Origin of the sequence: Streptomyces sp. 2131.1, assembly GCF_900105515.1 — a bacterium.
GTDB classification, from domain to species: Bacteria; Actinomycetota; Actinomycetes; order Streptomycetales; family Streptomycetaceae; genus Streptomyces; species Streptomyces drozdowiczii.
This window is the reverse complement of the sequence record NZ_FNSY01000001.1, coordinates 2,038,454-2,052,017: the sequence shown is the minus strand read 5'-3', so window position 1 is coordinate 2,052,017 and position 13,564 is coordinate 2,038,454. Positions and strand designations below refer to the sequence as shown.

Here is a 13,564-nt window from a genome sequence, read left to right as displayed (position 1 = left end):
CACCGGAAAGGGGCGCGCGGCGTCCCGGCCGCGGCTCCCCGAGTGTGGTCGTCCCCTGTGTTCTGCCCACCGGGCGGCCCGCACTCACGTTTCCCCCGACCGGCCCCCGTCGTTGGGGGGGACGTGACTCACGTAGCGAAGAAGGCAGGGGCGAGCCGGTTCACCGTGCCGGTCGGGCCGGGAGTGCTCGCCGTACTGGTGCTGCTGGCCGTGCTGACGGGCTGTTCGGGCACCGGTTCGTTCATGGGCGGGAAGGCGAGATCGCCGCAGGAGGCGATCCGGATCACCCCGGCCGACCGGTCCGAGGACGTCCGGGCGGACGACCGGCTGGAGGTGGAGGTCCCCGACGGAAGGCTTGAGAGCGTCCGGGTGCGGCGGATCGAGGACGCGCAGGAACAGGAGGTACCGGGCGAGATTGCCGAGGACGGCCGGTCGTGGGCGCCGAGGAAGGGCGCGCGGCTGGGACTGGCCGCCAAGTACAGCGTGGACGCGGTCGCGGTGGACGGCGGCGGCCACCGGGCGGCGCGCCACACCACCTTCACCACCGCGGTCCCCAAGGACCGCTTCATCGGGTACTTCAAGCCGGAGAACCGCTCGACCGTGGGCACCGGCATGATCGTGTCCTTCGAGTTCAACCGCCCGGTCACCCGGCGCGCGGCGGTGGAGCGGGCGATCCGGGTTACCGCCGATCCGCCGGCGGCGGTGGCCGGGCACTGGTTCGGTAGGACCCGGCTCGACTTCCGCCCGGCCGCCTACTGGGAGCCCGGCACCGAGGTCACCGTGGACATCGGCCTGGCCGACGTGGAGGGGGCGCCGGGGGTGTACGGCAGCCAGCGCAAGACCGTGCGGTTCACGGTGGGCCGGGAGCAGATCTCCCGGGTGGACGCGGAGGCGCACACGATGGAAGTGCGCCGGGACGGGCGGCTCTTCTCCACGCTCCCGATCACGGCGGGCTCCCCGACGACCACCACGTACAACGGCAGGATGGTGGTCAGCGAGATGCACGAGGTGACGCGGATGGACGGGCGGACCGTCGGGTTCGGCGGCGAGTACGACATCAAGGACGTGCCGCACGCCATCCGGCTGACGAAGTCCGGCACCTTCCTCCACGGCAACTACTGGTCCGACGAGGAGGTCTTCGGTTCCACCAACGTCAGCCACGGCTGCATCGGGCTGCGCGACGTCCAGGGCGGCAGCGGTTCGACCCCGGCCGGCTGGTTCTTCGACCGCACCCTCGTCGGGGACGTCGTCGAGGTCGTCAACTCCCCGGACAAGACGGTCGCACCGGACAACGGACTCGGCGGCTGGAACCTCGACTGGGCCCGGTGGCGGGCGGGTTCGGCGCTCCGATAGGTCATGCCCGGGTGGCGCGGGGGACACCTCGCGGCCACTTGGGACGGAACGGTGACATTCCCGGGAAGAACTGCCCACTGTCGGTGTGATTATCTCTTTGCTGAGCGCGCATTGTGCAGCGCGCGGGGGTGGGAACCCATGGGTTCCCGTGGCCTCGGCGGGGCCGGGCCGTGTGAGGGGAGAAGACCACATTGAACGGGCAGCCGATATCGGGGACATCGGCCGGGGGCGACAGGCGGCGCGTGCGGAGGGCGACCGGTCTGCCGGCCCTGGCGGCCGGTGCGCTGTTGCTGCTGGTGACGGCGTGCGGCGGGGGAGACGCCGAGGGCGGTGCCGGTGACGGCAAGGCCGGCGGGGTCAAGGAGGACACCAGTGCCTCGCAGGCGGTGGTGACCGTGGCACCCAAGGACGGGAGCGACGACGTCGCCACCAGTGGGGCGCTGAAGATCACCGCCGCGCAGGGCAAGCTGACCGTCGTCAAGGTCTCGGACCCCAAGGGCGGCGACGTCGAGGGGAAGATCGCGTCGGACGGCGCGAGCTGGGTGCCCGAGCAGCACCTGGCCTCGGCGACCCAGTACAAGGTCCACGCGGTGGCAAAGGACGCGAAGGGCCGTGAGTCCGCGAAGGACACCACCTTCACCACGCTCGTCCCGAAGAACACCTTCATCGGCCAGTACACGCCGGAGGACGGCTCGACGGTCGGCGTCGGCATGCCGGTCTCGATCCACTTCACCCGGGGCATCACCGACCCGGAGGCCGTCGAGAAGGCCATCAAGGTGACCGCCGAGCCCGCCGTCCCCGTCGAGGGCCACTGGTTCGGCAACGACCGCCTGGACTTCCGCCCGGAGGAGTACTGGGCCGCCGGCACCAAGGTGACCGTCAAGCTCGACCTCGACGGCGTGGAGGGGCGGCCCGGCGTCTACGGCAAGCAGGCCAAGACCGTCTCGTTCACCATCGGCCGCAGCCAGGTCTCCACCGTCGACGCGGACACGCACCGGATGAAGGTCGTCCGCGACGGCAAGCAGATCAAGGACATCCCGATCTCGGCGGGCGCCCCGGCCACCACCACGTACAACGGTCAGATGGTCATCAGCGAGAAGCTGCGGGTGACCCGTATGAACGGCGACACCGTCGGCTTCGGCGGCGAGTACGACATCAAGGACGTGCCGCACGCGATGCGCCTGTCCACCTCGGGCACGTTCATCCACGGCAACTACTGGGGCGGCTCCGGGGTCTTCGGCAACACGAACACCAGCCACGGCTGCGTCGGCCTCCAGGACCAGCGCGGCGGCGGCGACTCGTCCATGCCGGCCGCCTGGTTCTTCGACCACTCGCTCATCGGCGACGTCGTGGTCGTCAAGAACTCCCACGACAAGACGATCAGCCCGGACAACGGCCTCAACGGCTGGAACATGAGCTGGTCGGAGTGGACCAAGTAAGTCCTCCTCCCCACACCCCGGCGGGCCCGGCACCGAGATCCACGGTGCCGGGCCCGCCCGCGTCCGCCGTGACCAACGGCACCGCCCCCGGCCCCTGCGGCCGCCCGTTAGCGCCGGTTAACCTGCACCCCATGACCGTTTCCCTCGAAGTAAGCGACGGCGTCGGCACCATCCGCCTGGACCGCCCGCCGATGAACGCCCTGGACGTCGCGACCCAGGACCGGCTGCGAGAACTCGCGGAGGAGGCGACCCGGCGCGACGACGTCAGGGCCGTGGTGCTCTACGGCGGCGAGAAGGTGTTCGCGGCGGGCGCGGACATCAAGGAGATGCAGGCCATGGACCACGCGGCGATGGTGCTGCGGTCCAAGGCGCTCCAGGACTCCTTCACCGCCGTCGCCCGCATCCCCAAGCCCGTCGTCGCGGCCGTCACCGGCTACGCGCTCGGCGGCGGCTGCGAACTGGCCCTCTGCGCGGACTTCCGCATCGCCGGGGACAACGCGAAGCTCGGCCAGCCGGAGATCCTGCTCGGCCTCATCCCCGGCGCCGGCGGCACCCAGCGGCTCGCCCGGCTGGTCGGCCCCGCCAAGGCCAAGGACCTCATCTTCACCGGCCGCCACGTCCGGGCCGAGGAGGCCCTGACCATGGGCCTGGTGGACCGCGTGGTGCCCGCCGCCGAGGTCTACGAGCAGGCGCACGCCTGGGCGGCCAAGCTGGCGAAGGGGCCGGCGCTGGCCCTGCGCGCCGCCAAGGAGGCGGTGGACGCCGGACTGGAGACGGACATCGACACGGGCCTCACGATCGAGCGCACCTGGTTCGCAGGTCTGTTCGCCACGGAGGACCGGGAGCGCGGAATGCGCAGCTTCGTGGAGGAGGGCCCGGGCAAGGCGAAGTTCCTCTGACCGAACGCCGGTTGAGAACGGCAACGGGGGCGTTCATCCGTGCGGGCGGATTAGAGGAACCTTAAGGCAACCTTGAGGAGCGTCGCCCCCGACCGGCCGGCGAGCCCGGCCAGGAGCGCCGTTGTCGCAGGTCAGGCGGGGTGTTCACAGTCGCATTCTGCCTCTGGCATATGCCAACCCGACCTGGGGGAACGGCTGATTACGGGTCGGGGATTCCCCCGGAACGGCCCCGGAAGGCCCGCCGTGCGGCCATGATGGTGTGCATGGCGGGCCTGGAGGGTGTGGAGCAGCCGCGACCGCGCAGCAGCGCGGCAGCGGCACGGAGAATGCCGGCCGTCGAGGACGAACAGGCGTTCAAAGCGCTGGAGTTGTTCGGAAACCCGACGGAGGAGGAAGTCCGGCTGCCCTCCCGCCCCGAGTCCGCGGCCACCGCCCGCCGGCTCACCTCGTGCGTCGTCCTCCATCAGTGGGCGCTCTCCGCGCAGGCCGCCGAACACGCCGTCCTGCTCGTCTCCGAGCTCGTGGGGAACGCCGTGCGGCACACCGGCGCCCGGGTCTTCGGGCTGCGCATGCTCCGCCGTCGCGGCTGGATCAGGATCGAGGTGCGCGACCCCTCGCGCGGCCTTCCGTGCCTCATGCCGGTCCGGGAGATGGACATCAGCGGCCGGGGCCTCTTCCTCGTGGACAAGCTCTCCGACCGGTGGGGCGTGGACCTCTTACCCCGCGGCAAGACCACCTGGTTCGAGATGCGCATCTCCGACCGCTGACACCCTCGTGCGGGGCCCGCCGGGCAAGACAGAAGCCCCCGTATCGGCCGTGGTGCGGCGCTTCGGGGGCTTCTGTGGGGGGACCGTGAAATGGGGGGTGTGTTCACGGCCGCTCATGACGACCTGGCCCGGGTCAATGGGGGTCGTGCCACCGACTATGGCAGACGGACGACTCCATAGCCAAAGCCTCAAATGCCTCACTCTTTACCATCTCCGGACATTTCAACGAAGAAACGTAGGTGTGCTGGGTCACTTGCCTGGAAATCCATGAATATTCATGAGTATCCGCGCATGATCCATTGAATGTCCAGGATGTGGACGGCCTGTGCGCGGGCGTCCCGCCGGGGGAGTCGGCGGAGTCGGCCGGGATTTTCCGGTCATATCGCCCTACTGTGCAGCCATGGACGCCTCCCACGCCCCGGTGCACCGCCGCCACGCCCTGCGGGCGGGCGCCGCCGCGGCCGTCGCCCTCACCGCCGGCTGCCAGGAGCGCGACCCCGGTACGCCCGCCGCCACCGCCACCCGCACGGTCGCCGCGAAACCCGCCGCCACCGCCGCCGGAGCACACGCCCCCGCCCCCGCCCCGCACCGCTTCCCCGGGCAGCCGGTCCAGGTCACCAACGGCCCCCGCGACCGTGCCCGCGTGGCCCTCACCTTCCACGGCCAGGGCGACCCGGCCGTCGCCAGGACCGTGCTCGGCGAGGCCGAACGCGCCGGGGCCCGGGCCACCGTCCTCGCCGTCGGCAGCTGGCTCGACGAACACCCCGGGATGGCCCGCCGCATCCTCGACGGCGGCCACGACCTCGGCAACCACACCCAGCACCACATCGACATCTCCGCGCTCGACGAGACACGGGCGTACGCGGAGATCACCGGCTGCGCCCAGCGGCTGCGCCGGCTCACGGGCTCCATCGGCACCTGGTTCCGCCCCTCGCGCACCCAGTACGCCACCCCGCTCGTCCAGCGGCTCGCCGCCCGGGCGGGCTACCCGCACGTCCTCTCGTACGACGTGGACTCCCTCGACTTCACCTCGCCCGGCGCCGCGGCCGTCACCCGCAAGGTGGCCGGGGAGATCCGCAACGGATCGGTGGTGAGCCTGCACTTCGGCTACGCGGACACGGTCGCCGCACTGCCCCTCCTCCTCACCGAAATCGACCGCCGCGGACTGCGCGCGGTGACGACCACGGAGCTGCTGACCTGATGCCTCCCACCACGACCCCACGCACCGCCGCCCTCCTCGGCGGGGTCCTGCTCGCCGTGCTCTGCGGCTGCGGCACCCCGGCGCAGAAGACGGCCGCCACCACCGCCTCCCCGTCCCCGAGCGTCCGGGCCCGGCAGGTCACCCCGCCCGAACCCCCTGGGCTGGCCGGGATGCCGCCGGTGCTGGACCCGCGGAACGTGTACGCGGCCGACGCGCCCGGCAAGCTCTCGCCGGTCGTCAAGGACTTCCCGTCCCGCGTCTACGTGCCCAACACCAACTCCGACACCGTCTCGGTCATCGACCCCGCCACGTACAAGGTGATCGAGACCATCCCGGTCGGCCGGCAGCCGCAGCACGTCGTGCCGTCCTGGGACCTGAAGACGCTCTGGGTCAACAACGACCTCGGCGACAGCCTCACTCCGATCGACCCGGCGACCGGGAAACCCGGGAAGACGGTCGCGGTCTCCGACCCGTACAACCTCTACTTCACGCCCAACGGCAAGTACGCCGTCGTGATGGCCTCCATGGACCGCGAGCTGGTCTTCCGGGACGCGCACACCATGAAGACGGCCAAGGCCGTCCCGGTCGGCTGCGCGGGCGTCAACCACGCCGACTTCTCCGCCGACGGCCGGTACTTCATCGTCTCCTGCGAGTTCTCCGGCGACCTCCTCAAGGTCGACACCGAGAAGATGAAGGTCGTCGCCCAGCAGAAGCTGCCCTTCGAGGGCGCCATGCCGCAGGACGTGAAGCTGTCCCCGGACGGCGGCACGTTCTACATCGCCGACATGAAGGCCGACGGGATGTGGGTGCTGGACGGCGAGAAGTTCACCACCCCGAAGCTGCTGAAGACCGGCAAGGGATGCCACGGGCTCTACGTCAGCCGCGACGCGAAGGAGATGTACATCTCCAACCGGGGCGAGGGCTCGGTCTCCGTCTTCGACTTCGCGCACAGGAAGCTCGCGAAGAAGTGGCATCTGCCGAACGGCGGCAGCCCCGACATGGGCGGGGTCTCCGCCGACGGCAAGGTCCTCTGGCTGGCCGGGCGTTACGACTCCGAGGTGTACGCCATCGACACCGCCACCGGCAAGCAGCTCGCCCGCATCCCCGTGGGCAGCGGACCGCACGGCCTCGCCGTCTACCCCCAGCCCGGCCGCTACTCCCTCGGCCACACCGGAGTCTTCCGCTGACCACCGGTCCGCACACCGACCGGCCGCCGCCGAAGCCCCTCGGGGCGCCGGTTAATCTGAGCCCCGTCAGACAGTCATACGAAGGGGCAGACAGTGGCGGACATCGAGTCGGCGCGCAAGGCGTTCGAGCGGTACGACCTGAACGGCGACGGGCTGATCTCGGCCGCCGAGTACAAGAGCGTCATGGCTCAGCTGGGTGACCCCTACGTCACCGAGCCGGTCGCGCAGGCCGTGATCAACTCCCACGACGCGAACGGCGACGGGCTCCTCACGTTCGACGAGTTCTGGGCCGCGCAGAACAAGGCCTGACACGGGGCAGGCGCCGGACGGAAGCCTCCGGCGCCTCCCTCACCGGTACGGGGGCCAGCCGCGCAGTTCGTCGTCGCGCGGGGCCCGTACCAGCGCGGCGGCGCCCGGGCCGAAGCTCATCACCGGCCGCGAGGCGTCCCAGCCCGGCCACCCCGGGTCGCCGTGCGTGGCGAACCGCACCCACGCGGCGTGCATCGAGTCGGCCAGCTCCTGCGGGGCGTCGTACCCCGCGAGCGCGACGGCGTCCGGGCCGCGCAGGGTGTCGAAGACGAAGCCGATCTCCAGCCCGTGGCAGGCGCCGAGCCCCTCGACGGGGGAGGGCCAGCCGAACTCGTACAGATGCGTCGTGCCCGGGGCGCGGGCGTCGGCCAGCCGGTTCAGCGGCACCCGCAGCAGCAGATCGGTGGCGAGCGCGCCGAGCAGTTCGCCGGGCGTGGCCCCGGGCCGGTTGGCGCGGTATGTACGGGCGGTGGCGCGCGGCACCCGGAACTTCAGGAGCGCGAGGCGCAGCTTCGCCCGGGAGAACCGTTCGGTCAGCCCGGCCGGGACGAACCACAGCCGGTACTCCTCGGTGGTGGAGCCCATCAGCAGCCCGACCCCGGACGAGGCCCCGTCGAGCAGGGCCTCCATCGGATCGCGGGGCAGCAGGTCGCCGTCCACCACGAGCTGGAAGGAGTGGCCGCCGGTCAGCGGGGAGCCGCCGGCCGTCACCTCGCTCTGCGCGGCCAGCAGCGCGGCCGGGTCCACCCCGGCCAGGCCCCGGGCGGTCGCCGCCACCCCGAGCCGCTTGGCGACGAGCGCGGTGGTCCGCCGGCCCTCGGCCACCGGCAGCGCGGCCGGCACCCCGCTCTGCAGCACCGCCCGCCGGAACAGCCCGCGGGCCCGTGGCGCGGCCAGCAGCGCCCCGACGCCGATGGCACCCGCCGACTCCCCGCACACCGTGACCCGGTCCGGATCGCCGCCGAACGCCGCGATGTTGTCCCGCACCCAGGTGAGGGCGGCCAGCTGGTCGAGCAGTCCCCGGTTGGCCGGTGCGTCGGGCAGGACGCCGAACCCCTCCACGCCCAGCCGGTAGTTGACCGACACGAGCACCACCCCGTCGCGGGCGAACGCCGTCCCGTCGTACAGCGGCAGAGTGGACGAGCCGTGCAGCAGCGAGCCGCCGTGGATCCAGACCAGGACGGGCCGTGCGCCGCGGTCGGGCGCCGGTGTCCACACGTTCAGGTTGAGGCAGTCCTCGCCGGGCACCGAGGGGTCGGCCAGCAGCCGGTCGAACGGCGGGGCGTACGGCCGCTTGGGCGCGGTCGGCCCGAACGCCGTGGCCGCCCGCACCCCCGTCCAGGGCTCCGGCGGCCCGGGCGCCCCGAACCGCCGGGCGCCCACCGGGGCGGCCGCGTACGGGATGCCCCGGAACACGGCGATCCCCCGCTCGTGGGTGCCCCGGACGATGCCTTGCACCGTCTCGGCGTGTGGGGCGGGCGGGGGTGGCGCTGTCATGACGTTCCGGCCCTTCCGCGTGCGTCGGGCGTGTCCTCCAGCAGACCACGGACCGGGAGGGGCGGCCAGACGGAGGCACGCGGCCGTGGACCGCTTCCGGCAACCGCCGGTTCCGGCCGTCGGCCGCCCCGTGGGACCGGCGGGGCGGCCGACGCGAGAAACGTCCGGAAATCGCTGGAGTGGGGCCGCGCCCGGTCCCGGCCGCCGGCCGCGCCGCCCCCGCCGGCTCCCGTCAGGCGGCGAAGTTGCCGGACATCGAGCCGTCCTCGTCGATCTCCGTCAGCTCGGGCCTGGTGTAGCGCTCGGCCCTCGCGTGGTAGTCGAAGTCGCCCCGGACGAGCCCCCGGTAGTCCCGGACGCAGCGCTCCAGCGCGGTGCGCGCCGGGCCCTCGATGCCCGCCGCCTCGATCTCCTCGACGAGTTCCTTCTCCGCCCGCTGCACACGGTCGGCGATACGGCCGAGCAGAATTCCGGCCTCGTCGACCGCCTCCTGGAGTGTGCCGCCCCGGTCGCGCTGGATCAGCCGCACGGTGTTGTGCTCATAACCGAGCACGGCCTCCTTCTCGAACGAGCAGATGTCGTTGCAGAGCCCGGAATGGTCGGTGACCGCATTCCGTAAGGCGATGTACGCGGGAAGGCTGCGGGCGGATTCCGGCAGGTCGATTCCGGCGGTGATCTCGTGGAGGTCCAGGAAGGGCTGCATCGCCACGGAGTCGCGGCGGTGCTTCACGAAGTCGGCGGTGGTCGGGACATGGCCCGCGGCCCGGTCCACGGCCTCCGCGTAGTAGGTCCACAGCCAGGCCGCCGTGTCCCGCCGGAACTGCCGCACCCAGTGCGCGGGGCGGTCCACGCAGGTCCGGGCGAGCAGTTCGTCGAGCGCGTGCTCCATGCGGCCGACGGGCGCGCGGGCGCCGTCGAGCACGTCCACCAGGCGGCCGATCGCGCTCTCGCACAGTCTCGGGTCGCGCCCGGCCGGGCCGTCGTCGAACTCGTCGTCGACGAGGAAGGCCCAGAACAGCCACTGGCAGAACAGGTCCAGATGCTTCTGCGAAGCCTCCGGGAATATCAGCGAGATCCAGAGTTCCGGACGGGTCCTGATCATTTTCTTGACGGCCACGGGCGACAGGACGAGTTCACTGGCCTCGGCCCATTCCCAGGCGGCTTTCTTGGTCTGCTCAACTCCCGGATTGCATCCCGTGCTTTCGAACGGCATGTGGAATTCTGGAAGCGCGATCTTGCTCATGGTGCACCTCGTCGAGACGATAAGAACAGGGCAGGGGGATGCGCGAGACGGATACGCGCAGGCGGGAATCGCGGTGGCGAGCGGCGGACGCGCGGCCGGTCGGCGGACGGCCGCCCGCCCCGGTACGGCGGGAGCGCGGTGGGGGCGCGGACCGGCCGTGCCGAGGACCGCCGCGCCGGCGGCCCGGGACGCGTGCGGTGTGCGGTCACCGCCGGACACCCGCCCGCCCGCGCCGGACGGCCGTACGCGGCCCGCACGGCCGGAACCCGTCGCAGGCGCGCCGGGGCAGGGGCGGCTGTCATCGCTGTCCTCTTTCCTCCGCACGGACCGGGCAGCCGGAGCACGGCCCGGGGCATCGGACCGCCTGACGTGCGCGGCGGTCGCGTCACCACTCGTCACGTCCAGTGAACTCCCCGTACGCGGGGGAGGGAAGGAGCAGGTGACCGAAAATGTGTGATCGGCAAGAACTCCTGCGCGCTTATGAGCAGTTGGCATACTCCTGGGTTCATCGCGATGTCGTACCCCATGCGAACGCATGGCCGATTCGGTGCGGCGCGGCGCCGGGCCCGGAAACGCCGATCGCCCGGCCGGGAAGCTCCCGGCCGGGCGATCGGCGTACTGCTGGACAGGCCTACTGGGCGCCGAAGCGCTCGCGCCAGGACTCCAGGTCCTCGTCGGTGATCTTGGCGAAGAGCACCGGCGGCACCGAAAACGCTGTCCCGGCCGGCACGGACGCCAGCGCGCGGGCCTCGTCGGCGCTCACCCACGTCGCCGTGTCGTCCGCCAGGGCGAACGCCTCGCGCATGGCCCGAGCGGAGGACGGGATGAACGGCTCCGAGACGACCGCGTACAGGTGGATCAGGTTCATCGCGGTGCGCAGCGTGAGCGCGGCGCCCTCCTGGTCGGTCTTGATCTCCAGCCAGGGGGCCTTCTCCTCAAGGTAGGAGTTGCCCGCGCTCCACAGCGCGCGCAGCGCCTGGGCCGCCTTGCGGAACTGGAGCGCCTCCATGTGGCCCTCGTACTCCGCGAGCAGCCGCGCGATCTCCTCGCCCAGCTTCCGCTCGGCGTCCCCCGCCTCCTTGCCCGCCGGCACGGCGTCGCCGAACCGCTTGCGGGAGAAGGAGAGCACCCGGTTCACGAAGTTGCCGAGGGTGTCGGCGAGGTCCTTGTTCACCGAGGTGGCGAACAGCTCCCAGGTGAACGACGTGTCGTCCGACTCCGGGGCCTGCGCCATCAGGAAGTAGCGCCAGTAGTCCGCCGGCAGCAGCTCCAGGGCCGTGTCGGAGAAGATGCCGCGCTGCTGCGACGTCGAGAACTTGCCGCCGTAGTAGTTCAGCCAGTTGAACGCCTTGACCAGGTCCACACGCTTGACCGGCTCGCGGGTGCCGATCTCCATCGCGGGGAACATCACCGTGTGGAACGGGACGTTGTCCTTGGCCATGAACTGCGTGTACCGGACGTCGGACGCCTCGTACCACCAGGACTTCCAGTCCCGGGTCTCCGGCTCCAGGTCCGCCCACTCCTTCGTCGCCCCGAGGTACTCGATGGGGGCGTCGAACCAGACGTAGAAGACCTTGCCCTCGGCCGCCAGCTCCGGCCAGGTGTCGGCCGGGACCGGCACGCCCCACTCCAGGTCACGGGTGATCGACCGGTCGTGCAGGCCCTCGGTGAGCCACTTGCGGGCGATCGAGGAGGCCAGGTGCGGCCACTCGCCGCCGGTCTCGTCGATCCACGCCTCGACCTCGCCGGACAGCTTCGACTGGAGCAGGAAGAGGTGCTTGGTCTCCCGGACCTCCAGCTCGCTGCTGCCGCTGATCGCGGAGCGCGGCTCGATCAGGTCGGTGGGGTCCAGCACCCGGGTGCAGTTCTCGCACTGGTCGCCGCGCGCCTTGTCGTACCCGCAGTGCGGGCACGTACCGACGATGTAGCGGTCCGGCAGGAAGCGGTCGTCGGCGATCGAGAACACCTGGCGGATCGCCCGCTCCTCGATGAACCCGTTCTCGTGCAGCTTGCGGGCGAAGTGCTGCGTGATCTCGCGGTTCTCGGCGGAGGAGCTGCGGCCGAAGTAGTCGAAGGAGAGCCCGAAGCCGTCGTACACCGCCTTCTGCGCGTCGTGCTGCTGCGCGCAGAACTCGTCCACCGGGAGCCCGGCCGCCTTCGCGGCCAGCTCCGCCGGGGTGCCGTGCTCGTCGGTGGCGCAGATGTACAGCGCCTCCTCGCCGCGCTGCCGCAGGTACCGCGTGTACACGTCCGCCGGGAGCATCGACCCGACCAGGTTCCCCAGGTGCTTGATCCCGTTGATGTAGGGAAGCGCGCTGGTGATCAGGTGTCGAGTCATCGTCGGATGCTCCCAATTTCTACTGCGATGGGCCGGACGCGGCCCGGCAATGGAGTCGAGGTCGGATTCCTGCCGACGCGCACCGGTCGGACGCTGAGCGCGCCGGTGCCGTTGTTGCAGGCCGCCTGCATCCTATCGAATGGGGGGAGGCGGCCCTTACCGGATTTCCGCGGAGGTGGCCAGGGCCCGGCGAGAACCGCGGACGTCCCGACGAGCGTCCTCGTCTACGGTGTCGTGAGTTGCCGCCGACGGGGGAGGGACCGTGGAGCGATCAGGGGCAGCGCTGGCCGAGCGCATAGCCGAGCGGAGGAGCGGGGGCGGGGACCCGCGGGCGCTGGTCGGCGAGATGCGGCGTGCGGTCCTCCTGGTCCCGATGGCCGGGGGCCGGCTGTGGTCCGCGCGGATGGGCGGGGTGCGGTGGATCCACGGCTTCACGGACGAGGTGGCACTGGCCCGGTTCGTCCGGCACCACGTCCCGGGTGACCAGCCGTTGGAGTACGCGACGCTGCTGGGCGCGCGGATCGTGGACGAGATCGTGCCCGCCCTGGGTGAGCCCGCCGGTCTCGCGGTGGACGTCGCGACGGAGGACGGGGCGATGTTCTTCCCCCCGGTCACCGGGATCGTCCCGGAATCGGCCGCCGTCGACGCCGGTGAGGCGCGGGAGGCGCGGGCATGAGCGGCGACGGCGCGGATCTGCATCTGGACAAGACGTCGGTCGCCAAGTTCACCAAGGGCCTGAACACGACGATCGACGAGCTGGGGGACCTCGGCGGTGCCACCGGATCGGTCATGGGCAAGGGGTTCTCGGAGCTGGCGATGACCGGGATGGAGACCGGGCACCACGGCCTCTCGGTCGACTTCGAGGACTTCTGCGAGCGCTGGGAGTGGGGTGTGCGCGCCCTGGTGCGGGACGCCAGCGGGATCGCGAACCAGCTGGGTCTGGCGGCGGGTACGCAGTGGCAGAACGACCAGTACCTCGCGGGCACGCTCAAGGTGGGCGCCAACGCCGTGTTCGGCGGGAACCCGCACGCGACCGAGGAGGAGATCGCGCAACAGGACTGGGGCGACATCTTCACGCCGGACTACCTGAATCCGGACTACAGCCCCGAGTCGTTCGAAAAGGCCGGCCAGGACATGGAGCAGACCTGGAAGGACACCGGCCGCACGGTCCTCACCGAGGGGTACGGGGGCCGCCAGTCCGACATGTTCAACAGCGCGCTCGGGATCTCCGACGAGCAGTTCGACGGCATGCTGGACGAGACGCTCGGCCCGTCGCCGGAGGAACGCGCGCGGCAGGCACAGCAGCAGAGTGAGCCGGGGGGCAACTGACC

12 protein-coding genes are annotated in these 13,564 nt (G+C 71.4%); 9 read left to right on the top strand and 3 right to left on the bottom strand.

All coding sequences use genetic code 11. The features are described from left to right. The first annotated feature begins 123 nt into the window (after window positions 1–123). The 7 genes from BLW14_RS08975 (at window position 124) to BLW14_RS08945 (ending at window position 7,155) form a co-directional block, all read left to right on the top strand. Window positions 124–1,353, top strand: a complete 1,230-nt coding sequence (locus BLW14_RS08975) for a L,D-transpeptidase (RefSeq protein ID WP_093706035.1) — start codon at window positions 124–126, stop codon at window positions 1,351–1,353. 191 nt (window positions 1,354–1,544) lie between these two features. Beyond that, the gene (locus BLW14_RS08970; protein WP_177153928.1) at window positions 1,545–2,792 is read left to right on the top strand and encodes a L,D-transpeptidase; all 1,248 of its coding nucleotides are present in this window, start codon (window positions 1,545–1,547) and stop codon (window positions 2,790–2,792) included. 131 nt (window positions 2,793–2,923) lie between these two features. After that, window positions 2,924–3,691 carry an enoyl-CoA hydratase/isomerase family protein gene (locus BLW14_RS08965; protein ID WP_018521230.1) on the top strand — a complete coding sequence of 256 codons (768 nt, stop codon included), beginning with the start codon at window positions 2,924–2,926 and terminating at the stop codon, window positions 3,689–3,691. A 251-nt stretch (window positions 3,692–3,942) separates the two neighbouring features. Then, on the top strand, window positions 3,943–4,458 hold the full coding sequence (locus tag BLW14_RS08960; protein ID WP_093706031.1) for an ATP-binding protein: 516 nt from the start codon (window positions 3,943–3,945) through the stop codon (window positions 4,456–4,458). A gap of 400 nt (window positions 4,459–4,858) precedes the next feature. Continuing rightward, window positions 4,859–5,659, top strand: a complete 801-nt coding sequence (locus BLW14_RS08955) for a polysaccharide deacetylase family protein (protein ID WP_093706029.1) — start codon at window positions 4,859–4,861, stop codon at window positions 5,657–5,659. Beyond that, window positions 5,659–6,846, top strand: a complete 1,188-nt coding sequence (locus BLW14_RS08950) for a YncE family protein (RefSeq protein WP_093706027.1) — start codon at window positions 5,659–5,661, stop codon at window positions 6,844–6,846. Before BLW14_RS08955 ends, BLW14_RS08950 begins: the two co-directional genes overlap by 1 nt. A 93-nt stretch (window positions 6,847–6,939) precedes the next feature. Further along, window positions 6,940–7,155 carry an EF-hand domain-containing protein gene (locus tag BLW14_RS08945; RefSeq protein ID WP_018521234.1) on the top strand — a complete coding sequence of 72 codons (216 nt, stop codon included), beginning with the start codon at window positions 6,940–6,942 and terminating at the stop codon, window positions 7,153–7,155. Window positions 7,156–7,194: 39 nt separating this feature from the next. On the opposite strand, the gene BLW14_RS08940 is transcribed toward BLW14_RS08945, so the two are convergent. The 3 genes from BLW14_RS08940 to metG form a co-directional block, all read right to left on the bottom strand. After that, window positions 7,195–8,652, bottom strand: a complete 1,458-nt coding sequence (locus BLW14_RS08940; RefSeq protein WP_093706025.1) for a carboxylesterase/lipase family protein — start codon at window positions 8,650–8,652, stop codon at window positions 7,195–7,197. Window positions 8,653–8,884: 232 nt separating this feature from the next. Continuing rightward, window positions 8,885–9,865, bottom strand: a complete 981-nt coding sequence (locus BLW14_RS08935) for a terpene synthase family protein (protein WP_093710682.1) — start codon at window positions 9,863–9,865, stop codon at window positions 8,885–8,887. Window positions 9,866–10,526: 661 nt separating this feature from the next. Continuing rightward, window positions 10,527–12,233, bottom strand: a complete 1,707-nt coding sequence (metG, locus tag BLW14_RS08930) for a methionine--tRNA ligase (protein ID WP_093706024.1) — start codon at window positions 12,231–12,233, stop codon at window positions 10,527–10,529. A 262-nt stretch (window positions 12,234–12,495) separates the two neighbouring features. Here metG and BLW14_RS08925 point away from each other — a divergent pair, with 262 nt between their 5' ends. Then, the gene (locus BLW14_RS08925; protein WP_177153927.1) at window positions 12,496–12,909 is read left to right on the top strand and encodes an SseB family protein; all 414 of its coding nucleotides are present in this window, start codon (window positions 12,496–12,498) and stop codon (window positions 12,907–12,909) included. Then, on the top strand, window positions 12,906–13,562 hold the full coding sequence (locus BLW14_RS08920; RefSeq protein ID WP_093706020.1) for a hypothetical protein: 657 nt from the start codon (window positions 12,906–12,908) through the stop codon (window positions 13,560–13,562). Before BLW14_RS08925 ends, BLW14_RS08920 begins: the two co-directional genes overlap by 4 nt. Window positions 13,563–13,564 lie beyond the last annotated feature (2 nt).

Coding starts and splice junctions, on each gene's coding strand:
- BLW14_RS08950 (WP_093706027.1), top strand. CDS start 5,659: ATGCCTCCCACCACGACCCCACGCACCGCCGCCCTCCTCGGCGGGGTC.
- metG (WP_093706024.1), bottom strand. CDS start 12,233: ATGACTCGACACCTGATCACCAGCGCGCTTCCCTACATCAACGGGATC.
- BLW14_RS08940 (WP_093706025.1), bottom strand. CDS start 8,652: ATGACAGCGCCACCCCCGCCCGCCCCACACGCCGAGACGGTGCAAGGC.
- BLW14_RS08965 (WP_018521230.1), top strand. CDS start 2,924: ATGACCGTTTCCCTCGAAGTAAGCGACGGCGTCGGCACCATCCGCCTG.
- BLW14_RS08960 (WP_093706031.1), top strand. CDS start 3,943: ATGATGGTGTGCATGGCGGGCCTGGAGGGTGTGGAGCAGCCGCGACCG.
- BLW14_RS08920 (WP_093706020.1), top strand. CDS start 12,906: ATGAGCGGCGACGGCGCGGATCTGCATCTGGACAAGACGTCGGTCGCC.
- BLW14_RS08955 (WP_093706029.1), top strand. CDS start 4,859: ATGGACGCCTCCCACGCCCCGGTGCACCGCCGCCACGCCCTGCGGGCG.
- BLW14_RS08935 (WP_093710682.1), bottom strand. CDS start 9,865: ATGCCGTTCGAAAGCACGGGATGCAATCCGGGAGTTGAGCAGACCAAG.